The sequence below is a fragment of the Nocardia xishanensis NBRC 101358 genome (assembly GCF_001613365.1).
In the GTDB taxonomy this organism is placed as follows: domain Bacteria; phylum Actinomycetota; class Actinomycetes; order Mycobacteriales; family Mycobacteriaceae; genus Nocardia; species Nocardia xishanensis.
The window spans coordinates 1-24,939 of record NZ_BDCF01000032.1; the positions used below are offsets into that span (position 1 = coordinate 1).

General features: G+C 68.9%; 27 protein-coding genes. 8 read left to right on the forward strand and 19 right to left on the reverse strand.

Annotated features, from left to right (window positions below):
• From NX1_RS22905 to glpK (NX1_RS22915), 3 genes are all read right to left on the reverse strand, one after another.
• The coding region (locus NX1_RS22905; RefSeq protein WP_373864905.1) for an alanine dehydrogenase at window positions 1-479 on the reverse strand (479 nt) is incomplete at its 3' end.
• A gap of 226 nt (window positions 480-705) precedes the next feature.
• Window positions 706-2,460 (reverse strand): glycerol-3-phosphate dehydrogenase/oxidase, encoded by a 1,755-nt coding sequence (locus NX1_RS22910; RefSeq protein WP_157119966.1) that lies wholly within the window; start codon window positions 2,458-2,460, stop codon window positions 706-708.
• A gap of 63 nt (window positions 2,461-2,523) precedes the next feature.
• Window positions 2,524-4,038, reverse strand: a complete 1,515-nt coding sequence (gene glpK / locus NX1_RS22915; protein ID WP_068063154.1) for a glycerol kinase GlpK — start codon at window positions 4,036-4,038, stop codon at window positions 2,524-2,526.
• A gap of 140 nt (window positions 4,039-4,178) precedes the next feature.
• On the opposite strand from glpK (NX1_RS22915), the gene NX1_RS22920 reads away from it, so the two are divergent.
• The 3 genes from NX1_RS22920 (at window position 4,179) to NX1_RS22930 (ending at window position 6,973) form a co-directional block, all read left to right on the forward strand.
• Window positions 4,179-4,952 (forward strand): IclR family transcriptional regulator, encoded by a 774-nt coding sequence (locus NX1_RS22920; RefSeq protein WP_068063156.1) that lies wholly within the window; start codon window positions 4,179-4,181, stop codon window positions 4,950-4,952.
• Complete coding sequence (gene glpK / locus NX1_RS22925; protein WP_068063158.1) at window positions 4,949-6,466, forward strand: glycerol kinase GlpK; 1,518 nt, start codon at window positions 4,949-4,951, stop codon at window positions 6,464-6,466. The genes NX1_RS22920 and glpK (NX1_RS22925) overlap by 4 nt, the downstream gene beginning before the upstream one ends.
• Before the next feature lie 123 nt (window positions 6,467-6,589).
• Window positions 6,590-6,973 (forward strand): DUF1304 domain-containing protein, encoded by a 384-nt coding sequence (locus tag NX1_RS22930; protein WP_068063162.1) that lies wholly within the window; start codon window positions 6,590-6,592, stop codon window positions 6,971-6,973.
• 41 nt (window positions 6,974-7,014) lie between these two features.
• Here the strand turns inward: NX1_RS22930 and NX1_RS22935 are convergent, their stop codons facing one another.
• Genes NX1_RS22935 through NX1_RS22960 form a run of 6 tightly spaced genes read right to left on the reverse strand, consistent with a single transcriptional unit; the run spans window position 7,015 to window position 12,279 of the window.
• Window positions 7,015-8,241, reverse strand: a complete 1,227-nt coding sequence (locus NX1_RS22935) for a cytochrome P450 family protein (protein ID WP_068063164.1) — start codon at window positions 8,239-8,241, stop codon at window positions 7,015-7,017.
• 14 nt (window positions 8,242-8,255) lie between these two features.
• Window positions 8,256-9,512: a cytochrome P450 gene (locus tag NX1_RS22940; protein WP_068063166.1), complete on the reverse strand. Its 1,257-nt coding sequence runs from the start codon at window positions 9,510-9,512 to the stop codon at window positions 8,256-8,258.
• Entirely contained in the window at window positions 9,509-10,114 is a 606-nt protein-coding gene (locus tag NX1_RS22945) for a GTP-binding protein (RefSeq protein ID WP_068063168.1), read from the reverse strand. Before NX1_RS22945 ends, NX1_RS22940 begins: the two co-directional genes overlap by 4 nt.
• Complete coding sequence (locus NX1_RS22950; protein ID WP_068063169.1) at window positions 10,089-10,439, reverse strand: DUF742 domain-containing protein; 351 nt, start codon at window positions 10,437-10,439, stop codon at window positions 10,089-10,091. The genes NX1_RS22945 and NX1_RS22950 overlap by 26 nt, the downstream gene beginning before the upstream one ends.
• Window positions 10,436-10,867, reverse strand: a complete 432-nt coding sequence (locus NX1_RS22955; protein ID WP_068063171.1) for a roadblock/LC7 domain-containing protein — start codon at window positions 10,865-10,867, stop codon at window positions 10,436-10,438. Before NX1_RS22955 ends, NX1_RS22950 begins: the two co-directional genes overlap by 4 nt.
• Complete coding sequence (locus NX1_RS22960) at window positions 10,867-12,279, reverse strand: ATP-binding protein (RefSeq protein ID WP_068063173.1); 1,413 nt, start codon at window positions 12,277-12,279, stop codon at window positions 10,867-10,869. Before NX1_RS22960 ends, NX1_RS22955 begins: the two co-directional genes overlap by 1 nt.
• Before the next feature lie 644 nt (window positions 12,280-12,923).
• Between NX1_RS22960 and NX1_RS22965 the strand changes: the two genes are divergently transcribed.
• On the forward strand, window positions 12,924-13,796 hold the full coding sequence (locus NX1_RS22965) for a hypothetical protein (protein WP_157119967.1): 873 nt from the start codon (window positions 12,924-12,926) through the stop codon (window positions 13,794-13,796).
• 153 nt (window positions 13,797-13,949) lie between these two features.
• Here NX1_RS22965 and NX1_RS22970 read toward each other — a convergent pair whose 3' ends face one another.
• The 3 genes from NX1_RS22970 to NX1_RS22980 all read right to left on the reverse strand — a co-directional run bounded on the left by NX1_RS22970 (window position 13,950) and on the right by NX1_RS22980 (window position 16,325).
• Window positions 13,950-14,498, reverse strand: a complete 549-nt coding sequence (locus NX1_RS22970) for a YceI family protein (protein WP_068063177.1) — start codon at window positions 14,496-14,498, stop codon at window positions 13,950-13,952.
• Between the two features lie 112 nt (window positions 14,499-14,610).
• Window positions 14,611-15,234 (reverse strand): FMN reductase, encoded by a 624-nt coding sequence (locus NX1_RS22975; protein WP_068063178.1) that lies wholly within the window; start codon window positions 15,232-15,234, stop codon window positions 14,611-14,613.
• Window positions 15,231-16,325, reverse strand: a complete 1,095-nt coding sequence (locus NX1_RS22980; RefSeq protein WP_068063180.1) for an LLM class flavin-dependent oxidoreductase — start codon at window positions 16,323-16,325, stop codon at window positions 15,231-15,233. Before NX1_RS22980 ends, NX1_RS22975 begins: the two co-directional genes overlap by 4 nt.
• A gap of 144 nt (window positions 16,326-16,469) precedes the next feature.
• Between NX1_RS22980 and NX1_RS22985 the strand changes: the two genes are divergently transcribed.
• Complete coding sequence (locus NX1_RS22985; protein ID WP_068063181.1) at window positions 16,470-16,901, forward strand: type II toxin-antitoxin system Rv0910 family toxin; 432 nt, start codon at window positions 16,470-16,472, stop codon at window positions 16,899-16,901.
• Window positions 16,902-16,976: 75 nt separating this feature from the next.
• Here the strand turns inward: NX1_RS22985 and NX1_RS22990 are convergent, their stop codons facing one another.
• Entirely contained in the window at window positions 16,977-18,512 is a 1,536-nt protein-coding gene (locus NX1_RS22990) for a DHA2 family efflux MFS transporter permease subunit (RefSeq protein WP_084501684.1), read from the reverse strand.
• 129 nt (window positions 18,513-18,641) lie between these two features.
• A complete protein-coding gene (locus NX1_RS22995) occupies window positions 18,642-19,565 on the reverse strand; it encodes a LysR family transcriptional regulator (RefSeq protein ID WP_068063183.1) in 924 nt (307 codons plus the stop codon).
• Between the two features lie 157 nt (window positions 19,566-19,722).
• On the opposite strand from NX1_RS22995, the gene NX1_RS23000 reads away from it, so the two are divergent.
• Window positions 19,723-20,265: a YaeQ family protein gene (locus NX1_RS23000; protein WP_068063184.1), complete on the forward strand. Its 543-nt coding sequence runs from the start codon at window positions 19,723-19,725 to the stop codon at window positions 20,263-20,265.
• 60 nt (window positions 20,266-20,325) lie between these two features.
• On the opposite strand, the gene NX1_RS23005 is transcribed toward NX1_RS23000, so the two are convergent.
• Window positions 20,326-20,733: a RidA family protein gene (locus tag NX1_RS23005; protein WP_068063188.1), complete on the reverse strand. Its 408-nt coding sequence runs from the start codon at window positions 20,731-20,733 to the stop codon at window positions 20,326-20,328.
• Window positions 20,734-20,831: 98 nt separating this feature from the next.
• On the opposite strand from NX1_RS23005, the gene NX1_RS23010 reads away from it, so the two are divergent.
• Window positions 20,832-21,212: a winged helix-turn-helix transcriptional regulator gene (locus NX1_RS23010; RefSeq protein WP_068063304.1), complete on the forward strand. Its 381-nt coding sequence runs from the start codon at window positions 20,832-20,834 to the stop codon at window positions 21,210-21,212.
• Between the two features lie 78 nt (window positions 21,213-21,290).
• On the opposite strand, the gene NX1_RS23015 is transcribed toward NX1_RS23010, so the two are convergent.
• Window positions 21,291-21,548 carry a hypothetical protein gene (locus tag NX1_RS23015; RefSeq protein ID WP_157119970.1) on the reverse strand — a complete coding sequence of 86 codons (258 nt, stop codon included), beginning with the start codon at window positions 21,546-21,548 and terminating at the stop codon, window positions 21,291-21,293.
• A gap of 170 nt (window positions 21,549-21,718) precedes the next feature.
• Entirely contained in the window at window positions 21,719-22,045 is a 327-nt protein-coding gene (locus NX1_RS23020; protein WP_157119972.1) for a hypothetical protein, read from the reverse strand.
• A gap of 403 nt (window positions 22,046-22,448) precedes the next feature.
• On the opposite strand from NX1_RS23020, the gene NX1_RS23025 reads away from it, so the two are divergent.
• Window positions 22,449-23,462: a DNA topoisomerase IB gene (locus tag NX1_RS23025; RefSeq protein WP_068063194.1), complete on the forward strand. Its 1,014-nt coding sequence runs from the start codon at window positions 22,449-22,451 to the stop codon at window positions 23,460-23,462.
• 57 nt (window positions 23,463-23,519) lie between these two features.
• Here the strand turns inward: NX1_RS23025 and NX1_RS23030 are convergent, their stop codons facing one another.
• Both NX1_RS23030 and NX1_RS23035 read right to left on the reverse strand, forming a co-directional pair.
• Window positions 23,520-24,347, reverse strand: a complete 828-nt coding sequence (locus tag NX1_RS23030) for an SDR family oxidoreductase (RefSeq protein ID WP_068063195.1) — start codon at window positions 24,345-24,347, stop codon at window positions 23,520-23,522.
• A gap of 39 nt (window positions 24,348-24,386) precedes the next feature.
• The gene (locus NX1_RS23035; RefSeq protein WP_068063197.1) at window positions 24,387-24,887 is read right to left on the reverse strand and encodes a hemerythrin domain-containing protein; all 501 of its coding nucleotides are present in this window, start codon (window positions 24,885-24,887) and stop codon (window positions 24,387-24,389) included.
• Window positions 24,888-24,939: the final 52 nt, after the last annotated feature.

Genomic DNA, 24,939 nt, shown 5'->3' on the forward strand with positions numbered 1-24,939 from the left:
ATCAGCACGCCGCGGCCGCCCTCGCTGCGCATCAGGTGGTACGCGCCCGCCTGCGGCGCGAGCCTGCCCGCGACCTCGCTCATCGGGGCCAGCAGCGGCAGGCCGCCGTCGCGGCCGGTCACCGTCTCGTAGGCGAGGGCGGTGACACCCGACGTCAGCAGGGCGTCGGTGCACTCCCTCGACGCGGCCAGGTGCAGGTAGGTGAACAACACCTGCCCGGCGCGCATCCGCGAATACTCCTCGGCCACCGGCTCTTTCACCTTCAGCACCAGGTCGGCGGCGGCCCAGACCTCGTCGGCCGTCGGCAGCACGCGCGCGCCGACGTATCCGTAGGCCGCGTCCTCGAACGCCGATCCGGCGCCCGCTCCGGCCTCGAGGAACACTTCGTGTCCGCGAGCGACAAGTTCACGCACACCGGCGGGCGTGCACGCCACCCGGTACTCGTGATTCTTGACCTCGCGGGGGATCCCGATTTTCATCAGCACTCCTGTCGTCTCGTCGGCGTTCGAGTCAGAGCGACTCCCTATTGATAAGGATCGTGACAGGTTTCAGTATGAAAATTCTGCGAGATCAGATCCAGTGATCCGAAGATGATTTTCTAATTTGGCGGAATGTACGCGTAAGGAGCGAAACCGCTGGATACCGCGCCCGCCCGGTCGAATCATCTTCGCCTGTTCCGGACACGGGCGCGGAGGGCCATCCCGGCTACACCGATACCCGATCCCCTTCCGGCGCCCCCGCGATCCCGCGCGAGTCCGGCGCACCGAGCCGCACCACGTCGGCCGACCGGTCGTCGGGCTGCTCGTTGGCGCGCAGTTCGGCCTCGACGCGGACCCGGTAGGTCTCGATCTCGCGCTCGACTCGCTCCTCGTCCCAGCCGAGGTACGGGGCGACCAGCCGGGCGACCTCGGTCGCGACCAGGACGCCGCGGTCCCCGGTCTCCACCGAAAGGCGGGTGCGGCGGGTGAGGATGTCGTCGAGGTGCAGTGCGCCCTCGTGGGTCACCGCGTAGACGATCTCGGCCCGCAGGTAACGGGAATTGCCCAGCGGCGCGCCGAGTTCCGGCTGGGCGGCGATGATCTCGCGCAGTTCCGTCACGGCGCTGCCGTACCGGCCGAGCAGGTGCTCCACGGTCGCGAGGTCGACGCCGAACTCGTCGGCCAGCCTGGCGTGCGAGAACGAGAGCTCGCGGTACCCGTCGGCGCCGACCAGCGGCACCCGCTCGGTGCACGACCTGGCCACCCGCCCGGGCAGATCGGCGACCGCGGCGTCGATGGCGTCCTTGGCCATCACGCGGTAGGTGGTGTACTTGCCGCCCGCGACGATCACCAGGCCGGGAACCGGCGTTGCCACCGTGTGCTCCCGCGAGAGCGCGCTGGTCTGCTCGGAAGCGCCCGCGAGCAGCGGCCGCAGCCCGGCGTAGACGCCGACGATGTCGTCGTGGTCGATCGGCTGCTCGAGCAGCCGATTCACCTGGGCGAGAATGTAATCGATGTCGGCGCGGGTGGCGGCGGGGTGGGCCAGGTCGTGGTCCCAGTCGGTGTCGGTGGTGCCGATGACCCAGTGATCCTCGCTCCACGGGCACGGGATCACGAACAGCAGGCTCTTCTCGGTCTCGGTGATCAGGCCGGTCTCCGAGTCGATCCGGTCGCGCGGGACGACGATGTGCACGCCCTTGGAGGTGCGGATACGGAAATCGCTCGACCCGCCGAGCATCTGCTGGATCTCATCGGTCCACGGACCGGCCGCGTTCACCGTGCGCTTGGCGCGGACCGGGATGTGCCTGCCGCTCTCCAGGTCGTGCACCAGCGCGCCGACGATCCGGCCGTCCTCGCGCAGGAAGTCGACGACCCTCGCGCTGGAGGCGACCAGCGCACCGTGGCTCGCCGCGGTGCGCGCCAGCATCATGGTGTGCCGCGCGTCGTCGAGCTGGCCCTCGTAGAAGCTCACGCCGCCGCGCACCGCGCCGCGCTTGGCTCCGGGGAAGCGCCGCAACGTGGCCCGCTTGCCGAGATGCCGATGATGCTGCGGCACACCACGTCCCGCGCCGAGCACGTCGTACACGCCGACGCCAGCGCCCACCCAGGCCCGGTCGAGGCCGGGCCGTTCCAGCGGGTAGACGAACTCCACGGGCTTGGCCAGGTGCGGCGCAAGGGTTTCCAGGATCAGCGAACGCTCCCGCAGCGCCTCGAAGACCAGCGAGAAGTTGAGCTGCTTGAGGTAGCGCAGGCCGCCGTGCACCAGCTTCGACGACCGGCTCGAGGTGCCGGAGGCGTAGTCGCGGGCCTCGACGAGGCCGACGCTGAGGCCGCGGGTCACCGCGTCGAGGGCGGCTCCCGCGCCGACCACGCCGGCGCCGATGACAAGCACGTCCAGTTCGGTGCTCGCCATGGCGTCCAGGGCGCGGGCGCGCTCGGCCGGGCTCATCGCGACCGGTGAGGTGAGGGAACGGTCGACCATTTCGGTCTCCTTTGTGTAGAAAAGTGATGCGCGCGTGCGCAAGTGGTCGGTGGGTGGCGCCGGTCAGTGGGTCGGCGCCCAGTCGAGGGTGCGGCCGATCGCCTTGTGCCAGCCCTCGTATCCGGCGGCCCGCTGGTCCTCGGTCCACTCCGGTCGCCAGCGCGCGGATTCGCGCCAGTTCGTGCGCAATTCGTCGGTGCCGCCCCAGAATCCGACGGCGAGGCCCGCGGCGTAGGCCGCGCCGAGCGCGGTGGTCTCCGACACCACCGGACGGCTCACCGGCACGCCGAGCACGTCGGCCTGGATCTGCATGCAGAGGTTGTTGGCGGTGACTCCGCCGTCCACCTTGAGCACCTCCAGCGCCACCCCGGAGTCCTTGAACATCGCGTCGGCGACATCGCGGGTCTGGTAGCAGATCGCCTCCAGGGTCGCCCGCGCGATGTGCGCGTTGGTGGCGTACCTGGTCAGCCCGACGATCGCGCCGCGTGCGTCGGAGCGCCAGTGCGGCGCGAACAGGCCGGAGAACGCCGGGACGAAGTACACCCCGCCGTTGTCGGCGACCTCACCCGCCAAAGTCTCACTCTGCGAGGCACCTTGGATGATGCCGAGCTGATCGCGCAGCCACTGCACCGCCGAACCGGTGACGGCGATGGAGCCCTCGAGCGCGTACACCGGGTCCTGTCCGGCGAACTGGTAGCAGACGGTGGTGAGCAGCCCGTTCTTCGATCGCACCGGCGTGCCGCCGGTGTTGAGCAGGAGGAAATTGCCGGTGCCGTAGGTGTTCTTGGCCTCGCCCGGGGACAGGCACACCTGCCCGATCATCGCCGCCTGCTGATCGCCGACCGCCGCGGCGACCGGGATCTCGCCCGCGAGCGGGCCGTGCGCGGTCGTGCGACCGTAGCCATCGGGCACCGCGGACGGGCGGATGGACGGCAGCATGGCGCGCGGAATGTCGAAAAGGGCGAGCAGTTCGTCGTCCCAGTCCAGCGTTTCCAGGTCCATCAGCATGGTGCGGCTGGCGTTGGTCACGTCGGTGACGTGCACGCCGCCATGGACACCGCCGGTGAAATTCCACAGCAGCCAGGTGTCGATGGTGCCGAACAGCGCCTCGCCGCGCTCGGCCGCGGCGCGCAGGCCGTCGACGTTCTCCAGCAGCCAGCGGATCTTGCCGCCCGCGAAGTAGGTGGCGGGCGGCAGCCCGGTGCGATGCCGGATCAGCTCGCCCGCACGGGTTTCCAGCTCGGCGGCGATCCGGTCGGTTCGGGTGTCCTGCCAGACGATGGCGTTGTGGTACGGCCGTCCGGTACGCCGGTCCCAGACGACGGTGGTCTCGCGCTGGTTTGTCACGCCGAGCGCGGCCAGGTCGGCGGCGCGCAGGCCGTGCGAGTTCAGCGCCGTCTGGATGACGGCCGAGGTGCGTTCCCAGATCTCGACCGGGTTGTGCTCGACCCAGCCGGGACGCGGCAGGATCTGCTCGTGTTCGAGCTGGTGACTGGCGACGACGGCGCCCGCGTGGTCGAAGACCATGAAGCGGGTGCTCGTGGTGCCCTGGTCGACCGCACCGATGAGGTCTGGCATGCGTCTCTCCATTTGTCCGTTGGCCGGCGCGCGTGGCGGCCGGTGCGCAATGCCGAAAGTAGGCAGCCGACGATGCCGCGACAACGGTGCTCGTTCGACATTGTCGAACGATCCGGATACCGCGCAGTAGAGTCGACTCCGTGCCAGGACCGATTCAGTCGATCGAACGCGCCGCCGCGATCCTGCGCGTGGTGGCCGAGGCGCCCTTCGGCGTCGGCGTCGCCGAGCTCGCGGGCGCCCTCGGCCTGCCGAAGGCGACGGCGCACGGTCTGCTGCGCACCTTGCAGCGCGTCGGCTACATCGAGCAGGACGACAGCACCGGCAAATACCTGATCGGCGCCGCCGCGTTGGGGCTCGCCGACGCCCGGCTCGACACCAATGTGCTGCGCTCCTACGCGATGAGCTGGGCCGACACACTGGCCGCGCGCTCCGGTGAATCGGTGCGGATCGGGGCGCTGCGGGGCGAGCGCGTCTCGATCGTGCACCACGTGTTCCGGCCCGACGGCATCGAGCAGACTCTGCGCGTTGGCATCGAACTTCCGCTGCACGCGACCGCGCTCGGCAAAGTACTGCTGGCCTACACGCCCGGTCTGACCGAACGCGTCGCGGGCGCGCCGCTGCCCGCCTACACCCGGCGCACCGTGACGGCGCCGCGCGCGGTGCACGCCGAGATCGCGCGGGTGCGCGCGCAGGGCTACGCCGAGGACATCGCCGAATTCGCCTTCGAGCGCGCCTCGGTGGCGGCGCCGCTGCGCGACGCGGGCGGACGCGTTGTCGGGGCGCTCGGCGTGGTCGGCGCCGTCGACCGGATCACCGATCCCGCCGTCCGCCCCCGGCTCGTCGAACTGGTGCGTACCACCGCGGGCGCGGTCTCCCGCGATCTGAGCGCCGAACGGCCGCGGGTGGGCCGATGAACGGCGAACGAGGTCGCGGCCGCTACGTGATGGCCATCGACCAGGGCACCACGTCCAGCAGATCGATCCTGTACGACGCGGCGGGACAACTGGTTTCGATCGCGCAACGCGAGCACCGGCAGCTGTATCCCGCCGCGGGGCGGGTCGAGCACGACGCCGCCGAGATCCGCCGCCACGTCGCGGCGCTGGTCGACCGGGTCATCGCCAAGGCGGGCGTGGCCACCGATCAGGTGGTGGCGATCGGCATCGCCAACCAGCGCGAGACGACCGTGCTCTGGGACCGCGAGACCGGCGCGCCGATCGGCAACGCGATCGTCTGGCAGGACACCCGCACCGAAGACCTCGTCACCCGGCTCGCCCGCCGCCCCGAGGCCGAGGAGGTGGTCAAGCGCTGCGGCCTGCCGCTGCTGAGTTATTTTGCGGCGCCGCGCATCCGGTGGCTGCTCGACCGGGACGAGCGGCTGCGTGAGCGCGCCGAACGTGGCGCGGTGCTGTTCGGCACGATGGACAGCTGGCTGATCTGGAATCTCACCGGCGGCCCGCGCGGCGGCGTGCACGTCACCGATGTGACCAATGCCGGGCGCACCATGCTGATGAACCTCGGCACCCTCGACTGGGACGACAGGCTGCTCGACTTCTTCGACATCCCGCGCGCGATGCTGCCCGACATCCGGTCCAACGCCGAGGTGTACGGCCACACCGCGGCAGGCATCCCGATCGCGGCCGCGCTCGGCGATCAGCAGGCGGCCCTGTTCGGCCAGACCTGCTTCGCCGCGGGCGAGGCCAAATGCACTTACGGCACAGGTAGCTTCCTGCTCACCAACACCGGAACGACGCCGGTGCGTTCCACCCACGGACTGCTCACCACGGTGGCGTTCCGTATCGGCGGCGAACCCGCCCGGTACGCGCTGGAGGGTTCGATGGCCGCGACCGGAACGCTGGTGCAGTGGCTGCGCGACCGGCTCGGGCTGATCGAGGACGCACCCGAAATCGAAACACTCGCAAGCACCGTCGAGGACAACGGCGGCTGCTACGTGGTGCCCGCGTTCTCCGGACTGTTCGCGCCGCGCTGGCGGTCCGAGGCGCGGGGGGTGATCGCCGGGCTCACCTCCTACATCACCAAGGGACATCTGGCCCGCGCGGTGCTCGAGGCCACCGCGTGGCAGACCAGGGAGGTGGTCGATGCGATGAACGCCGACACCGGCTACGCACTCGCCGAACTGCGCGTGGATGGCGGCATGACCTCCAACAACCTGCTCATGCAACAGATCTCGGACGCGCTCGGGGTGCCGGTGGAACGACCGCTGTTCTCCGAGACGGTCTCGCTCGGCGCGGCCTACGCCGCGGGCCTCGCGGTCGGCCTCTGGCCCGATATGACAGGGCTGCGCCGTAATCGGCGCACCGCGAGCCGGTGGTTGCCGACCATGCCGGAGCAGCGCCGGGAGCGCGAGTACCGCCGCTGGTCTCGCGCCGCCGACCTCACCTACAACTGGAACGAGCCTGGCGAGGCCTGATTCGGACGAGTCGGCGCGTCCGGCGAATCGTTCGCCGTGCCGACGCTACGGTGCTGGAAGCAAAAGCTCGAATTCGTCCGGTACATCGCGTCGCGGCGTCGGCGCCCACCGAGGAGGGGCCCCTTGCTCACGGTCGTCCAGATACTCGCCGTGCTCTCGGCGCTGCTGCACGGCTATGTCTTCGTGCTCGAATCGCTGCGATTCGCCGAGCCGAAGGTCTACGCGGCGACGTTCCACGTCGAGCGCGAGGATCTGGCGGCCGTCCAGCCGTGGGCGTTCAATCAGGGCTGGTACAACCTGTTCCTCGCGATCGGCACGTTGATCGGCGCACTGCTGTTGCCCACGCTCCCCCAGGCGGGCTGGGCGCTGCTGATGATCGGCTGCGGGTCGATGATCGCCGCCGCGGGCGTCTTGGTTGCGACCGACCGGCGTTTCGTCAAGGCCGCCTTCATCCAGGGCACACTGCCCGCGCTCGCATTGCTGGCGGGCCTCATCACCCAACTCTGAGCCCGGGCGGGTCGCCGCGCGACCCGCCCGGCGTCGACTCGTTACGGGTTCAGGTACACCGGCAGACGGTGGTGACCGTTGGAGATGAAGCTGGCCACCGTGCCCAGCTCCTCCGGCTCGGCGGCCAGCCGCATGTTCGGGAACCGCTCGAAGATCGCCGGCAGCGAGACGGCGGCCTCCATGCGCGCCAGCGGAGCCCCGAGGCAGTGGTGCGCGCCGTAACCGAAAGCGACGTGGTCCTTTTCGGCACGGCGAACGTCGAACACGTCGGCGGTGTCGCCGTGCACCTTAGGGTCGCGGTTGGCGGTCACGTAGGACGCCAGGATCGGCTCGCCCTTCGCGATGCGGACGCCGCCGTCGATTTCGATGTCGTCGACCGCGAAGCGCAGCGGCAGGTGCGCGACCGGTGCCTCGTACCGCAGCGACTCCTCGATCACATCGGACCACGTGGCCCGCTCCTCGAGCACCTCGGCGCGCTGCTCGGGATGGGTCAACAGCGCGTGGATGGCCTGGTCGAGCAGGTTCACCGTGGTCTCGTGGCCCGCGCTGATCACCAGCAGCAGCGTGTCGATCAGCTCCTGGGCGGTGAGCTGCGCGCCGTCCTCCTCGTCGCGGTGCGAGATGAGCAGGCTGGTCATGTCGTCGCCGGGATGCTCGCTCCGGTAGGCGACGAGCTCGCCGAGGATCCGGTACATCTCCATGTAGTTGGCCTGCGACTCCTCCGGAGTCAGCGAGGTGTCGAAGATGCCGTCCACGCAGGTGCGCAGACCCGCGTTCAGCGACTCGGGCACTCCCATGAGTTCCGAGATCACCTGGATCGGCAGCGGATACGCGAAACACTCGCGCAGATCCACCGGCTCACCCTCGGGCGCGGCGGCCAGTTCGTCGAGCAGGGCCGCGGTGATGGCCTCGATGCGCGAGCGCATGGCCTCGGTGCGGCGATGGGTGAACGCGGGAGCCACCAGCTTGCGTAGTCGCCGGTGATCGGCGCCGTACGCGGTGAACATGTTGTTCACCGCCACCCAGAGGAACAGCGGCCAGTCCTGTGGGATCTCCCCGTTGATGAACGCGGGCCAGTGCTGACGCGCGTCCTTCGACACCCGGGGATCGACCAGCAGCTTCTTCAACAGTTCGGCATCGGTCACCGACCACGCCCGCACACCGCCGGGCAGCTCGACCAGAACGACCGGTCCGCGTTCGCGCAGCCGCGCGGATTCGCCCTGGATATCGGCGCCGGCGGGATCGAGGACGAGGGGCTGACTGTCCATCGGAGGCACTCTCCTTAATGCAGGTTGAGCGGAGGGGATTTCGGGAAGGTGACCGGAAGGGACACCAGAGCTCGATGGAAAGGCCCCGGGCGCCAAGACAATTGATTTACGGGCACCGCAAGCCGCAGCTCCGGAAGCGCGTCGAGCAGCTGATCGATCGCATCCTGGGCGATCATGTAAGCCGCCGACCGCGCCGGACAGGCGTGCGGGCCGGTGCTCCACGCCAGATGCGAACGGTTGTCGGTGTAGTCGCCCGCATCGATCGCCGGATCGTTGTTGCACGCCGACATGCTGATGACCACCGGCTGGTGCGCGGGCAGCCAGGTGCCGTCGATCAGGATGGGCTGCCGCGGATACGAGACGCAGTAGTTCGCCATCGGCGGGTCGGTGAACAGCACCTCGTCCAGCGCGTCGCGGGTGGACAGGCTGCCGCCCAACAGGTTTCCGGCGAACCGGTCGTCGGTGAGCATGAGCAGCAGCGTGTTCACGATCAGGTTCTGTTCCGGCTCGATGCCCGCGCCGTAGAGGGTCACCAGCTGGTGGATCATCTCCACGTCGTCCAGCCCGACCGAGTGACCGATCAGCCGGGAGACGATGTCGTCGCCGGGCTCCTTGCGTTTGCGGGTGGTCAGCTCGAGCAGCGCGTCGGCCAGCATCGCGTTGCCCTTGTCGGCGTTCACGCCTTCGAAGATGGCGGCCATGCCGGTGGCCACCTGCTGGCCGATATCGGCTGGACAGCCGAGCATCTCGTTGAGCACGGCGAAGGCGAGCGGGAAGGCGTACTGGCTGATCAGGTCCGCCGCGCCGTCCTGGCAGAAGGCGTTGATCAGCGGGATCGCGACCCGCTCGATGGTCGCGTGCATGGCGTGCAGGTCGACCCCGGCGACCGCGGCGAGGTTGGCCTCGCGATAGCGCAGGTGCTCGAGGCCCGCGCTGCGCAGCGCGTTGGGCCGCCATTCCAGCATGGGCAGGATCGGGCACTCGCCGGGCACGGTCTGCTGCCAGGTGCGCGGGTCGGCCGGAAAGTGCTCCGGATCGTTGAGGATTCGCACGGCGGTGTGATAGCCGATCACCAGCGTGGCGGGCACGCCGGGCGCCAGCTCGACCGGCGCCAGCGAACCGTACTGGCGGCGCATCTGCCGGTAGGCGTGGTGCGGATCGGCGGCGAACTCCTCGGTGTAGAGCCGCACTCGCGGGCCGTCGGTGCCGATAGGCGAACCGTGCGGGACGGGGCAGACACCGGCGGGCGCGGCGTGTGGAGGCGTTGTCAAAGTCGGGACTCCAGACGGTGGAACAAGAATTCGACGAGCGTGATCAGCGATTGCAGACACGTACCGCGATGTCGCGCGTCCAGCATCGTCAGCGGTGTGCCCTCGGCGAGATCGAGCGCGTCGCGGACCTCGTCGAGCGGGTAGTGCTTGGCGCCCTCGAACTGATTGACCGCCACCGAATACGGCACACCGCGTTCCTCGAGCACCGAGAGCACCTCGTCGGCCTTCTCGATGCGCCGGGTGTCGACCAGCACCAGCGCGCCGAGCGCGCCGCGGGCCAGTTCCTCCCACAGCGGCACGAAGCGCTGCTGACCCGGCGTGCCGAAAAGGTACAGGGCCAGTTGCGGATTCAGCGTGATGCGGCCGAAGTCCATCGCGACGGTGGTCTGCGTCTTCCCCGGCAAGCCCGCCATGTCGTCGATGCCGATGCTGGCCTCGGTGATGGTCTCCTCGGTGCGCAGCGGCTTGATCTCGGAGATGCTGCTGACGAACGTGGTCTTTCCGACGCCGAAATTGCCTGCCACCAGCAGTTTGACCGATCGGGTCACGGTCTCCGGCACATAGTCGACGACACGTTCAGGCCGAGAGAGCGCGGAGCCCATTCAGTACCTCCTCCAACAGGGCTATCTCCGGCAGGTTCTCGGCCGGGGTCGGCGTGCTCAAATGGCCGCCGTCCATGAGATCGGCTACGACGATCTTCACCACGGACGGCGGCATGTCCAGATAGGCGGCGATCTCGGCGATGGACAGGACGCCGCGCCCGCTGCACAGGTTCATCACCCGGCGCGCGTCCGGGCCCGCTCCCGGCGGCGGCGCCAGCGCCGCGACCACGAGCGTGACCAAGTCCAGCTCGCGCGTGGGACGCGAACGCCCGCCGGTACGGACATAGGCCCGAACTAGATCCGGGTCGCGGCGGGACCTGGTCATGACAGGCTGCTGTCTGTCCTCTGCCGAGACTGGCTGCCGAGCTCGTGCCCGACGCGCGCGGCCAGTTCGTTCATCCGGTGCGCGATGAGACTGACGTCGATGTCCGCGGTGGTGGAGACGCCGAGCAGCGCGCCCTCCCCAGCGGCGGTGATGAAGATCATCCCGTCGTCGTATTCGGTCATGTTCTGGCGCAAGCCCGTTTCCAGTCCGCCGCAGAACTCGCCGAGCGCCTTGCCCAGGGACCGCAGTCCAGAGGCGGCCGCGGAGAAACGTTCGGCGTCGTCGCGGGCGATGCCCTTCGAGTGCGCGATGCGCAGTCCGTCGTCGGACAGCAGCACCGCGAACCGGACGCCTGGAATGCTGAGATCCTCGAGTAGCCAGCCGAGCTTGTTGCTGCTATCGGCCACGGGGGTAGTCGGTGTGCCCATCAAGGTGTCATTCCTTCCGTCTGTTCGGCGGCGGCGCGGCCGCTCTTGGAACCGGTGTGCCATGCGGCGGCGATATCGGGCCTGCCGAGCGCGGGCTCGGCGCCGGAATTCCTGGCTCGCGTCCCGATCGCGGGCGCCACCTCGCGGCGGCGCCGCTTCGGCAGGCCGCCCTCGGTGATCTCGTGCACCGTGAACCCGGTGTCCTCCGGCTCTTCCTGGCGCGGTGCGGGCGCCGGTTCGGGCGCGGGCGCGGGAGCCTCGGCCGGGGTGGCCGCGGTCGTCGTGTCGTTCCCGCTCGGCGCGGCGAGCAGGGCCTCGGGGATGTACACCATCGCGCGCATGCCTCCGTAGGCGTTGGGCCCGTCGATGTAGACCGTGAACCCGTAGCGACGCGCGAGCGCGGCAACGCCGGGGAAACCGACCTTGGGCGACGGACCGAGCTGGTGGATGTCGACCGGGCGCTCGCTGGCGAGCACCTGCCTTGCCTCCTCCATCTGCTCGGCGTTCATGCGCACGCCCGCGTCGTCGATGATGACGGTGACGCCGTGGTGCCCCTCCTGGAAACTGACGTCGACGAAGGAGGTCGGCGGCGAGTAGCGCAGCGCGTTGTCGAGCAGGGTGGCCAGGGTGTGCACGAGCGGTTCCACCGCTCGGCTGACGACCACGCGGTCCAGCTGTGTGGTGCGCACCCGCAGGTAGTCGCGCACGCGGCCGGTGGCGCCGCCGACCACGTCGGTAAGCGACTGGGCCGGCCAGCGCCTGCCCGGCAGGCCGCCACACACGATCACGTAGGACTGCGCCTGACGGATCATCTGCTGGACCGTGTGGTCGATACGGGTGAGGGTGGCGTACACGTCGTCGTTGCGGTGCGCGCGCAGCGCGGCGCTGACCACCTGGCTGACGTCGGCGCCGAGGCTCACCACCGAGGTGCCGAAGGAGCGCACCGCGCCGCTGGTCGCGTCGCGCGCGGCGGCGCCGACCTCGGCGCGCACCGCCTCCTCGGCGGCGGCGACCTCCGCGCGCACCGCCTCCTCGGCGGCCTGGATCGCCTGCCTGGCGTGCGCGTCGGCTTCGTGTACCGCCCGGTCCCTGGCCTCGGTCTGCACCAGGCGCAGGTCATCGGCGTAGCGATCGCCGATCCACTGCAGGCACTGGGCCAACCGCGAATTCTGCAATCCGGTCGGCACTTCGATCGCGTTGGCCGGAGGTTCGAAGCGCCGGACCGCGTCGGTGATCGCGGGAATCGTCTGTCCGGCGAAGCGCTCCACCGCCTCGTCGCGTTTGCGCTGGTCTTCCAGTAGGGACTCGGCTTTGGCCTGCGCACTGCGCAGCGCGGTGATCAGATAGACGATCGCGACGACCAACAGCGTGGCGAGGATCCATGGAACAAGTACGGCGATATCCAGATTCATCAGTTCTCTCGTCGTTGACGGGATCTAGCCTCCCCCCGATGTCCCGCCCCCGTTACGGTCCGCGCCCGAACCAGCACCCTGCCACTACAGATCTCCGTCTTACCTTTTTCCTCACGACACCGATCGCATGACGCGCGATCGGATCCATTGCGCGTCGGAGGACTCGGCGCCCCGAAGACACCAACCGGAGGCTCACCGCACACCTCACAGCGCCTGCGGGGCAGGCGATCAGCGAATCGACCGCCGGCTGACCGAAGCAAGTCCGACCAGCCCAGAACCCGACGACTCGCCCACCCTAGCAGCAACTCAGCGAAGTCTCGACGGATCCTGCTGACGGGCTTCGTCTTTCGTGGTTTAAAAAGGAATTCTGACGTCGTAAAAAGAAAGCAGCGCCGACGATTGCGCCCGCCGCAGAGCCATCGCGCCGGAATCATCGGCCGCGGAATCGCCTGGTATTCGGTGAATTCCGGCCGGTCAGGGAACCGCGCGGGCCGCCGCCGCGTCGGAGTAGACGAAACACTCCTACGACACAACCGAACCGGGGAATCAATGATGGATCCAAACCCGATCGCCGCGCAAATCCACCCGACTTACGCCGAAATCGCCGCGCCCGGCAGGCCGGGCCCGCACCGATGCGTCCGGCGATGACGGCACGGCGGCTGCTGATCGCGCTCGCGCTGGCCGCCCTGGCGACGGCCTGCGATCCCGACAGCCGCGGCCCGGACGACGCCGAGATCCTGCAGTCGACGGGCCTTACCGTCGAACAGGCGGAATACGCCGTGTTCGAGAATCTACTCGCCCTCTCCCCCGATCCGGCCCGTTCCTACGGCGCGGAGGTGACGCGGCACGGGTGCGCGACCAACGCGTCGGCACGGACCGTCGGCCCGCCGTGGAAGCTGTCGGTCGGCGACCGGTTCGCCGACCCGTCGCCGGAACTGGTCGACGCGACGGAATCGGCGCTGGAGTCGATGGCCGAACGGGGGTTCACGGCGCCCGTCGACAAAGGGCTCGCGGGCCGCCGCGGCGGGTATCGGCGCGACAGCGGGGGATTCGAGATCGGCTTCGAGATGCGGGACACCGACGGCAAGCGCTATCTGTCGGTCGTCGCCACCACGCCGTGCGCGGCAGAGAAATCGACCGGCGGCGGGCCGATTCCGCCGGTCTTCGACGCGATCCGGCTGGCGACCCGCAAGGCCGTTCAAGCGTTCGGCGTCGCCGATCCGGCGGCGCTGCGTACCGTGGCGTGCGGAAAGCTCAGCGAGAGTACGGATTTCGCCGTTCCCGCCGCCGAACGGGAACGGCTGCGCCGGACGATGGCCGCCGACGCCGGGACCCGCGGGGCGGGGCGGGTCGTCGAGATCGCGAATTACCGGTGGCAGGGCGATCCGATGCTGCCGAGCGCCGCGAGCGCCGAGGTCACCGTGCGCTACCAGCGGCACCCCGACATCCGCTATCGAGCCGAGTACCGCGACTGGTCCGGCGGCGAATGGCGGCTGTGCGCATTCGATCGGATCTGATCGGCCCACCCGGCGTCCGCCTGTCCGCGCGGTGTCCGGCTGTCGCACCGTGGTGAAAGGACTCGGGCGGCTCGGCGGCCGAGGGCGATCGACGGGTCGCGCACCGCGCTCGCGAAAGGGCGCGCGCCCCGATCGCCCCGGCCGGGCCCGAACTCAGCCCTGCAGACCGACCTCGATCTCCAGGGTCAGGGTGATCTTGTCGCCGATGACCACGCCGCCGTCCGGCAGCGGCATGTCGATGTCGAGGCCGAACTCGCGACGGGAGACCACGGTCGTGGCTTCGAAACCGGCGACGGGGCCGTTGCCCATGCCCGCGTTCACGCCGAGGAATTCGACCTTCAGCGCGACCGGCTTGGTGTTGCCGCGCACGGTGAACTCGCCGTCGACGACGAATTCCGCACCGTCCACCCGGAATCCGGTGGACTCGAAGGTCATCACAGGGAACTGCTCGGCGTGGAAGAAGTCGGCGGTGCGCAGGTGGGCGTCGCGCTGCTCGTTGTCGGTGGTCAGTGAGTTCACCCGGATCTCGGCCTCGGCCGACGCGGTGCCGTCCTCGCCGATGACGAGCTTGCCGTCGAAGTCGGTGAACCGGCCGCGGACCTTGCTCACCATCAGGTGGCGTACCGAGAAGCCGACGGTCGAGTGGGTGGGATCGATGACCCAGGTGCCCGCGGTCAGTCCCTTGGCGATTCCGGTGGTCATGGTGCGCTCCTTGGAGTTGATAGAACTTTCAATTACTACGATGGTCGGGCGCGACATCCTCGGCGCCACCCTGTTTTGCGCACCTGGCCGGTGCGCAACGACTATCCCCCCGTCAGCTCGGCAGACGCCCCCAGAGCAGGTCCTCGAACGGCGGTGTATCGCGATACGGATCCGGCGGACGCACCGCCGACCGTCCAGCGAGCACTTCGGCCAATTCCTCGGCGGCGCGGTCGATGCGGCGGCTGAGACCCTCCCCCGCGCTGTCCGTTCCCCAGTCCTCGGATGCCGCGTACACCGAGGTCGGCACGACGACCGACCGCAGGTAGGTGAACAGCGGGCGCACCGCGTGTTCCAGCGCCAGCGAATGCCGCTCGGTGCCGCCGGTGGCGCCGATCAGCACCGGCATGCCCACCAGCGAATCCGGTTCGAGCACATCGAAGAACGTCTTGAAAAGACCGCTGTAGGAGGCGCTGAAGATCGGCGTCACCGCGATGAGACCGTCCGCGCCGACGACCCGTTCGATGGTCTCGCGCAACGCGGGCGCGGGGAAACCGGTGAGCAGGTTGTTGGCCAGATCCCGCGCGTGGTCGCGCAGGTCGACGATGTCGAACCGCGCCGCACCGCCGCGGCCGATGAGCACGCGTTCGGTGGCGGCGGCCAAGCGGTCGGCCAGCAGCCTGGTCGACGACGGCTGCGACAACCCGCCGGAGACCACCGCGATGCGCGAGGTCGTCACGAGACCACCTCCTGCGCCGGAGTGCGCGCGGCAAGCAGCGAAGCGTGCGTCGGCGCGTCGGGCACGTGGGCGGGACGGCGGGCCGCGAATTCTTTGCGCAGCACCGGGACCACCTCTTCGCCGAGCAGATCCAGTTGCTCCAGCACGGTTTTCAGCGGCAGCCCGGCGTGATCGACGAGGAAGAGCTGGCGCTGGTAGTCGCCGAAGTGCTCGCGGAAGGTCAGCGTCTTGTCGATGACCTGCTGCGGGCTGCCGACGGTGAGCGGAGTCTGCTCGGTGAACTCCTCGAGCGAAGGACCGTGACCGTAGACCGGCGCATTGTCGAAGTACGGGCGGAATTCGCGCACCGCGTCCTGGGAGTTCTTGCGCATGAACACCTGTCCGCCCAGACCGACGATCGCCTGGTCGGCGGCGCCGTGCCCGTAGTGCTCGTAGCGGCGGCGATACAGCTCGATCAGCCGCTGGAAGTGCTCCTTGGGCCAGAAGATGTTGTTGGCGAAGAAGCCGTCGCCGTAATAGGCGGCCTGTTCGGCGATCTCGGGGCTGCGGATGGAGCCGTGCCAGACGAACGGCGGCACCTCGTCGAGCGGGCGCGGCGTGGCGGTGAAGGATTGCAGCGGCGTGCGGAACTTGCCCTCCCAGTCCACCACGTCCTCGCGCCAGAGCCGGTGCAGCAGATGGTAGTTCTCGATCGCGAGCGCGATGCCGTCGCGAATGTCCTTGCCGAACCACGGATAGACGGGTCCGGTGTTGCCGCGGCCGAGCATCAGGTCGACCCGCCCGTCGGCGAGGTGCTGCAGCATCGCGAAGTCTTCGGCGATCTTGACCGGGTCGTTGGTGGTGATCAGCGTGGTCGCGGTGGACAGCTGGATGCGATCGGTGCGCCCGGCGATGTAGCCCAGCATGGTGGTCGGCGAGGACGGCACGAACGGCGGGTTGTGGTGCTCGCCCGTGGCGAACACGTCGAGGCCCACCTCCTCGGCCTTCTGCGCGATCGTCACCATCGCCTTGATCCGCTCGGCCTCGCTGGGGGTGTGGCCGTTCGTGGGATCCGTGGTGACGTCACCGACGGTGAAGATTCCGAACTGCACGAGGCCTCCTCGGAGCTCATTTGGTTGACTTGGCAACCATACCAACCGGACTGCGCCGCCGCATATTCCGCAGTGACAGGGCTCACAATGGGCGGTCGCGATGGAAGCAAGGGGGAACCGCCGGTACCGGATAACATGCGCGGCATGGCAAAGCTGAAGGTCTCCGTGGACGTCCCGATCAGCCCGGAAGAGGCGTGGTCGCACACCGCCAACCTGTCCGAGCTGGACACATGGCTGACCATGCACGAGTCGTGGCGCGGTGCGGTGCCGGAGCAGCTGACCGTCGGGACCGAGCTGGTGGGCGTCGCGTCGGTGAAAGGTCTGCGGAATCGCGTGACGTGGAAGGTCGAGACCGCCGAGCCGCCGCGCAAGCTGGTGCTGAACGGATCCGGCAAGGGCGGCACCAAGTTCTCGCTGGGACTTCTGGTCGCCCCCAAGGGATCCGGGTCCGAGGTGACCGTCGACATCGAGCTCGGCGGAGCGCCGCTGTTCGGGCCGATCGGGTCGGGCGTGGCCCGCGCGGTGAAGGGCGATATCGAGCGTTCGCTGGAGAAGTTCGTCGCGCTCTACGGCTGAGGACTCGGGCCGGGAAACGATTCGGGCCCACGGCGTCGATCGCCGTGGGCCCGAATCATCGGCGGGGCCGCCGGCTCAGTGCACCAACACCTTCGCGTCGGCGTCCTGGGTGGTCGCCGGCTTGGTCCGCGGCAGGAAGAACGCCGGGACGAGGGTCAGCACGATGAGTACCAGCGCCACGATGTAGGTGTCGCTGAACGCCTGCGCGGCCTGATCGAGGCCCGTGGCGATGGCGTCGGGTCCGAGCTGCTGCGCGACGGCGGGATCGGAGTTCGCGACGATCGCGGGTCCGGCCAGCGGCTGGTCCTTCAGCAGGTTGGTCAGCACCACCGACATGGTGGCGGTGCCGATCGAGCCCGCGGTCTGGTTGATGATGTTCATCAATGTCGAACCGCGCGCCACCTGCTGGTGGGTCAGGGTCTGGATCGCGGCGGTCATGATCGGCATCATGGTGCAGCCCATGCCGAGACCCATCACCAGCAGCGCGAGGCACATGACCAGATAGGACGTGTCCGCCTCGAGCTGGGTGAAGAAGGCGGTGCCGATGGCGAGCAGCACGATACCGACCATCACGATCTTGCCCGGGCCGTACTTGTCGACGAACCGGCCCGCGATCGGCATGGTGAGCATCGCGCCGAAGCCCTGCGGGGCGATCAGCAGACCGGCCGCGAGCGCCGACTCACCGCGCACCTGCTGCAGGTAGCTCGGCAGCAGCAGACCCGCGCCGAAGAACGCGATCGCGAACAGCACCATGGTCAGCACCGAAGCGGTCAGCGCCTTGTTGCGGAACAGGTGCAGGTCGATGAGCGGATGCTTGGTCCGCAGCGCGTGGAAGACGAACGCCACCAGCAGCACGAGACCGATCGCGGCCGGGATGAGGACCTTCCGCGCGGTGACGGTGCCCGCCTCCGGAATCGAGGAGACGCCGTACAGGAACAGCGCCAGACCCGGAGAGGCCAGCAGCATGCCGAGGAAGTCGAACGACTCCGAGGGCTCCGGCTTGTCGGCCGGGAAGATCAGGAAGGCCAGTACCAGTGCGACGATGCCGATCGGCAGGTTGATCAGGAAGATCCAGTGCCAGCTGAACGCGTCGATCAGCCAGCCGCCCAGGATCGGGCCGCCGATCGGACCGAGCAGCATCGGCACGCCGAGCACCGCCATCACGCGACCGACCCGCTGCGGTCCCGCCGCGTGGGTCATGATCGTCATGCCGAGCGGCATCAGCATGCCGCCGCCGATGCCCTGGATGACGCGGAACGCGATGAGCGATTCGATGTTCCACGCCGTGCTGCACAGCAGCGAACCCAGCACGAAGAACGTCAGCGCCGCCATGTAGAGGCGCTTGGTGCCGAATCGGTCCGCCGCCCATCCGGTGAGCGGGATGACGGTCGCGAGCGCCAGCGTGTAGCCGGTCATCGTCCATGCGGCGATGGCGTAGCTGGTGCCGAATTCGATCTGGAAGGTCGGCAGCGCGACGGTCACGACGGTGATGTCGAGGATCGACATGATCGCGCCGAGCACGACCACGCCCGCCACCTTGAAGACGGCGGCGTCCAGTTTGTCCGAGGACGGATCCGGTCCCGCCGCCTGAATATCCGGAGGTTGTGTCACCGGTTAAGACTGTCACTTCTTCGCCGGAAGAACCAGCGGTTTCTCCGACTCCCGGGAAAACTCGGCGATTCCAGTCGGAAAGATCGGGTGAAGCATACGGCGGACGCACCGATCGCGCACGCGGGTGAGTCACCAATCCTTTGCCGCGTGCAGCAGACGGCGGCGTACCAGTTCGACATGGCGGCGCGGGGAGCCGCCGGGGCGGCGGGCCAGGAATGCGGTGTTGATCGGCGGGTCGTCCGGCTCGAGCAGCGCCGTGATCGCGCCCGAGGCGAGTTCGCGCGCGCATAGATAGCGCGGCACGACGCTGACGCCCGCGCCCGCGACCACCCCGGCGAGCACCGCGCGCAGGTCCCCGACGATCAGCGCGGGCTCGGCTACCAGGCGAGTGTCGAAGACGTGGCGCCAGTAGCGACGCAGGATCGGCAGGTCCGCGGCGTAACTGAGCAGGGGCAGTCCGGACAGCGCCGACGGGTCGCCCGCGCGCAGCCGGGCCGAGTCGACGCGCCGCGCGAGGTCGGGCGCGGCGACGAGGACAAACTCCTCGTCGGCGAGCGGCTCGGCGAGCACCGTGCGGCCGCGCGGGCGGGTGGTGGCCACGACAAGGTCGTAGGTTCCGGCGCGCAGACCGGCGAGCAGGTCGTCGGTGAGTCCCGCGGTCACCGTCAGCCGCACGCCGTCGGCCACCAGCGGGGCCAGCGCGGGCACCACCATGGTGGCCAGCAGTTCGGCGGGTCCGGCCAGCAGCACCGGGGGTTCCGGCGCGGCGGCCTCTGGCTCGGCGCCGCCCGCGATCGCCTCCAACGCGTCCATCGGCCCGGCCAGCCTGGCGGCCAGCTCGTGCGCCGCGGCCGTCGCCGCCACGCCGCGCGGCAGCCGGTCGAACAGCGGCCGCCCGAGCCGCCGCTCCAGCGATTGGAGCTGCGTGGTCACCGTCGGCTGCGACAGCCCGACCTGCGCGGCGCCCGCGGTGATCGACCCCGCGCGGTACACAGCGAGAAAGGTCCGCAGGTGCGTCAGATCCGCCGCACCATTGGCCTGCCGATTTCCCATGGCCCAAAGTCTATTGACACACCAATGGCTGGAGAGGCGCCCCAGCCACAGATCTGTTCGACGCCTCGCAGACGCGCTGCCGGTGTGCGGCGTGCGAAGGCTCTGTGGCACTCGGCCGGACATCGGCGGCAGGCGAGGCGGTTAAGCTTCTGCTCCTATGGCTCTCAGCGCGACACTGCACACCTTCACCGTTCACCTGGCCGATGTCGATCGTGGCGTCTATCAGGAGCTGGAGTTGCGCGTAGCGCGCCACCCGTCGGAGACGGCCGAGTTCATGCTGACGCGCCTGCTGGCCTACTGCCTGGAGTACGAGGAAGGCATCACCTTCAGCGATGGCGGCGTGTCGTCCACCGACGAGCCCGCGGTGCTGGTGCGCGATCTCACCGGCCGCACCACGGCGTGGATCGAGGTCGGCGCACCCGACGCGGAGCGGGTGCACCGAGGCAGCAAGCTGGCCGGACGCGTTGCCGTCTACACCCATCGCGACCCCGCCAAAGTGCTCGCCCAGCTCACCGGGAAACGCGTCCACCGCGCCGGTGAGATCCCCGTCTACAGCTTCGACCGCGCCTTCATCGATACCGCCGTCACCGCCGTCGAACGCCGCAACACCGTCACCCTCTCGATCACCGAGCGCCTGCTCTACCTCGACCTCAACGGAACGGTCCTGAGCACTCCGATCGAAGAGCACCGCCTCACCTGACGGTCCGCGACGGCTCGCGGGGGAGCCGAGCGTGGCGGAATAGGGATGCGTCCCCTCGGGTCAGTCCAAGACCGCGGTGGCTTCGACCTCGACCAAATGTTCCGGCGAGGCCAGCGCCGCGACGCCGATCAGCGTGCCGGGCGCGGCAGGGGTGACACCGAGCTTCCCGGCCGCGCGAGCGACCCCGTCTTCGAACTTGTTCATTTTGTCCGGAGTCCAATCGACCACGTAGACGGTCAGTTTCACCACGTCGGCGAAGGTGGCGCCGACCTCGGCCAGCGCCTTGGCGACATTGAGAAAGCTCTGCTCGACCTGCGCGGCGAGGTCGCCCGCGCCGATCGTTGTCGTTTCGGCGTCCCAGGAGACCTGCCCGGCGACGTGGATCAGCTTGGCGCCGGTCGCGACAGACACCTGATGGTAGGCGTCGATCTTCGGCAGTTCCTTGGGGTTCATCAGGGTGATGGGCATGGCGCACACTTCCTCTTAGTCACTTGCGGTTACCCGGTCACCGTAAGAGAGTGTGACTCGACATGGAAGAACGCACTTTTCAGCAACAGAGGAACCCCATGGTGACCAAGCAGTTCAGCGGCCTGCCCGAGCACACGGACCTGGCGCGAGCCGACTCCCTCGCTCGGGAGATCTTCACAGACATCGCCAACAAGTGGACGCTGTTGATCATCGAAACCATCGCCGACGACACCCTGCGTTTCAGCGAATTGCGCAATGGCATCGAAGGAATCAGCCACAAAATGCTCACCCAGAACCTGCGCACGATGGAGCGCAACGGCCTGGTCGAGCGGACGGTGTATGCCACGGTTCCGCCGCGGGTCGAGTATCGCCTCACCGAACCCGGCCGAGCGCTGCGCGCGGTGGTCGACGAAATGTGCGGCTGGACGCAGCGCTATCTCACCGACATCGAACGATCCCGCCGCCGCTTCGACGCGTGAGGACTCCGTCCGGCACGGGCCATCCGGACCACCGCGCCTTTCCGCGGAGGCAGCCTCTGCCACCCGAGCTGCCGGGAATCAGCGGATGTAATGCCCGGCGTCGCGCAGGGATTCGACCTGCGGGCAAGGCCAGCGGCGCCCGCAGCTCGCGCAGGCGCTGCCGTATCCGCCGACGGGCACGTGCCGGTCGAAGACTCGTTGGTCGTCTCGAGCGAAGGCCGCTCGATTCGAGGAGTTCTGGCTCACGGGCGAGTAGGTGAGCATCAGCTCTTGGAGTTGCAGCCGGACTGCCTTGGTTCGGCTGTCGTAGCGTCGTTCCGACGAACTGTTCGTCATAGAGCCGAAGGTAATCCTGGCGCCGAGTCCGGTGTGCGGATTTCGCATTCTGCGTCGGCGCATTCGACGTTGTGGCGGGCGTCGAAGGCCACCCGCCAACGGTTCCGAAGACGCCGACGGCCCTCCGCGCGCGTGGCAGCGGAGGGCCGTGTTCGGCGAGAAGGGAACGACTACCGGCAGACGCCGTCGAAGGCGGTCCCCTCACGGGTGACGATGCCGTCCAGGATCGAGCACGCGGTCCCGTTCGCGACGGGCACCTGCACCACGGCCAGCGTGCGCGAGTCCACGCACGGCGCGGTCGCCGAGCGGAAGCCCGCGGCCGCCACGTTCGTGTTCAGCTGGAAGCCCGCCGACTCGCAGGCCTCCTTCGCCGCCTGGAGGTAGGCGTCGGTGGCCGGGTCCGCGGCGAACGCGTACCCGGCTCCAGCCACGGGGAGCACGGCGGCGATGACGGCTCCGGCGAGGAAGGTGATCCGGCGGTGTGCGAGTTTTGTCATGGGCGAGATCATATGGGCTGAACCCGGTTTCGCGAACAATTCGAGGTGAGAACCCGCATATCGAGTCCTGCAGAATGGGATGGCGGCCGTCCCGCCGCCGCACGGTGCAGGAAGCACGCTGTCGCGCCGAAGGAAGTCGACAGTAGCCGATCGTTTCCTCGGCCCCGCACCCGGGCACGCCTGCGATCGTCCAGCCGCGTTCACGGAAGCCAGGCGCCCTCGACCGCCCAGCCGAAGCGCAGTCACCGCGGCGAGGGTCGCCGACGCCTGGTCCGAGAAGGCCTTGCGTCAGGTGCAGCCGCTACCCGACTTGCGTTGACGAACTTTTGCCGGACGACGGATGGGGTAGATCGGAAAGGTGGGCCCCGCAGACGCGCTCGGGGCAGCTAGAGAGGTCGGTCGCATGCGATTGCGACGCAGTACACCGTACGGTCCCGGCCTGCGCCGCGTCGGGCGCGGACGTGGATTCTGCTACGTCGGCTCCGACGGAGAGCCGGTGTCCGACGACGAGGTGCTGGAACGCATTCGCGGCTTGGCGATCCCGCCCGCGTGGCGCAAGGTCTGGATCTGCCCCTACCCGAACGGACACATCCAGGCGGTCGGCGTGGACGCGGCGGGCCGCAGGCAGTACCTGTACCACGAGCAGTGGCGGCGGGAACGCGACGAGGAGAAGTTCGACCGGGTACTCGAGCTGGCCGTCCAGCTCCCCCGGATGCGGGAGCAGCTGCGCGCCGACCTCGACCGGCGCGGCTTGGACCGGCGCCGGATGGAGGCCTTCGCCCTGGATCTGCTCGATCGCGGGATCTTCCGCATCGGCGGCGAGGAGTACGTCGAGGAGCACGGGACGCGGGGCGTCGCCACCCTGTTGCGAAGGAACGTCGAAGTGCACGGTGACGAGCTCGTGTTCGACTTCACCGCCAAGAGCGGCATCCGGCGGCGGGCCAGACTCCGCGACGTGCGACTGGCCAGGGTGGTGCAGGCCGTGCGGCGCAGCCGCGCCGTGTCGAAGCGGTTGCTGATCTACCGCGACACGAGCGGCTACGGCGAACTGCACGCCGACGACATCAACGCCCGGTTCCGCGAACTAGCCGATTGTGAATGCAGCGCGAAGGATCTGCGCACCTGGCAGGGCACGGTGCTGGCGGCCGCGGGCTTCGGTGAGGCGGATCCCCCGTCCTCGCAGCGCGGCCGCAAACGCGTGGAGCGGGCCGTCACCGAGCGCGTCGCCGCGGAACTGGGCAACACACCGGCCGTCGCCCGATCCGCCTATATCGATCCGCGGGTGGTCGAGGCCTTCCAGGAGGGCGTCACCATCGCGGACGCGCTCCAGCGGGCCGCGCGCCACAAGTCCGAGCAGCAGCGCAGGCTGGTGACCGAACGCGCCGTCATCCGGTTGCTGCGCCGCCGCGCCGGATGATCCGCGCACGCCGACGCCGTTCGCCACAGCACCGGTCGGCCACCCGACGACGCGGGTTCAGACCTGCCGCCACTTCTCGTCGCCGAGCAGCACGCTGGCCTGCGGCCCCATCAGCAGCATCCCGCCGTCCACCACGAACGACGCCCCTGTCACATATCCCGCCGCGGGCGTGGTGAGAAACGCCACCACCGACGCGACTTCCCGCGCGTGGCCGGGACGGCCGAGCGGAACGCCGGGACGCGGCTCCGAGCGCGGGTCGACATCCTCTTGACCCGTCATCGGCGTCGAAATCTCGCCCGGCGCAACGGAGTTCACCGTGATATCGTACTCGGCCAGCTCCAGCGCCAGTACCTTGGTCAACGCGCCGAGACCGGCTTTCGCGGCGCAGTACGGCGCGGCCCCGACCAGCGGCGCGTGCTCGTGCACGCTGGTGATGTTGACGATGCGGCCGCCGTGGCCGCCCCGGATCATGTGTTTGGCGGCGCGCTGGGCGCAGAGGAACGCGCCGTCCAGATCGACGGAGAGCACGTGGCGCCAGGTATCGAAGTCCATGTCCATCGCCTTCTGCGCCGAACCCGTCCCCGCGCAGTTGACCAGCACGTCCAAGCCGCCGAGTTCGTCGGCCAATTCGTCGATGACCGCGGCCGAGGTGGGCAGGTCGCCGAGGTCGAGCCTGCGCACGACCGCAGAGACACCGCGCTCGCGGGCCTCCTCGGCGGTTCGCTCGGCGCCTTGGGCGTCGGTGTGAAAGGTGATGCCGACGTCCGCGCCGCCGCCGGCCAGCGCGACGGCGACCGCCGCGCCGATACCGGAATCCGACCCGGTCACCACGGCGCGCAGCGGCGCGCCGACACGTTCTTCGGGAAGCGGAGCTGTAGTAGCCATGTTCGCCGCATACCCGGGGTCCCCTGCGTCACACGCCGATCAGGAGATGATGGCGTCGACGGCTTTCTTCAGCGCCGATGGCTGCGCGGGCGAGGTGGGCGCCTTCTTCCGCAGTTCGATCATCCGCGCGCCCAGCTCTTGTAGTTGCTTGCGGCCGAGATGTTCGCGTACCTGCGGGAACCACTCGTTCTCCTCTTCGTCGATGTGGTGATCGACGTTCTCGATGAGCACGGTGGTCTTGGCGGTGAAGTGCTCGTCCTCGGGCTTCATGGTCGCCAGCTCCATGACGAGCAGATCGGCCACGTGGTGCTCCTCGTAGGACTCGAGGATGTCGTCCTCGAGTTCCGGGACGAGCTTGCGCACCTCGGGGTACATACACTCGTTCTCGAGATAGGTGTGCACGGTCAGCGCCTCGATGATCTTGTCGACCACCCGCGCCTTGGTGGTGTTCGCGTCCGCGCCCGCCTTCTCGAACTCGCGAAACAGTTTGCGGATCGCCTTGTGATCCTCGCGCAACAGCACGATCGCGTCGGTACTCATCGGTGACTCCTCGGCATCGGGACGACTGCTAGCTGACTCGTTTGCCGTCATT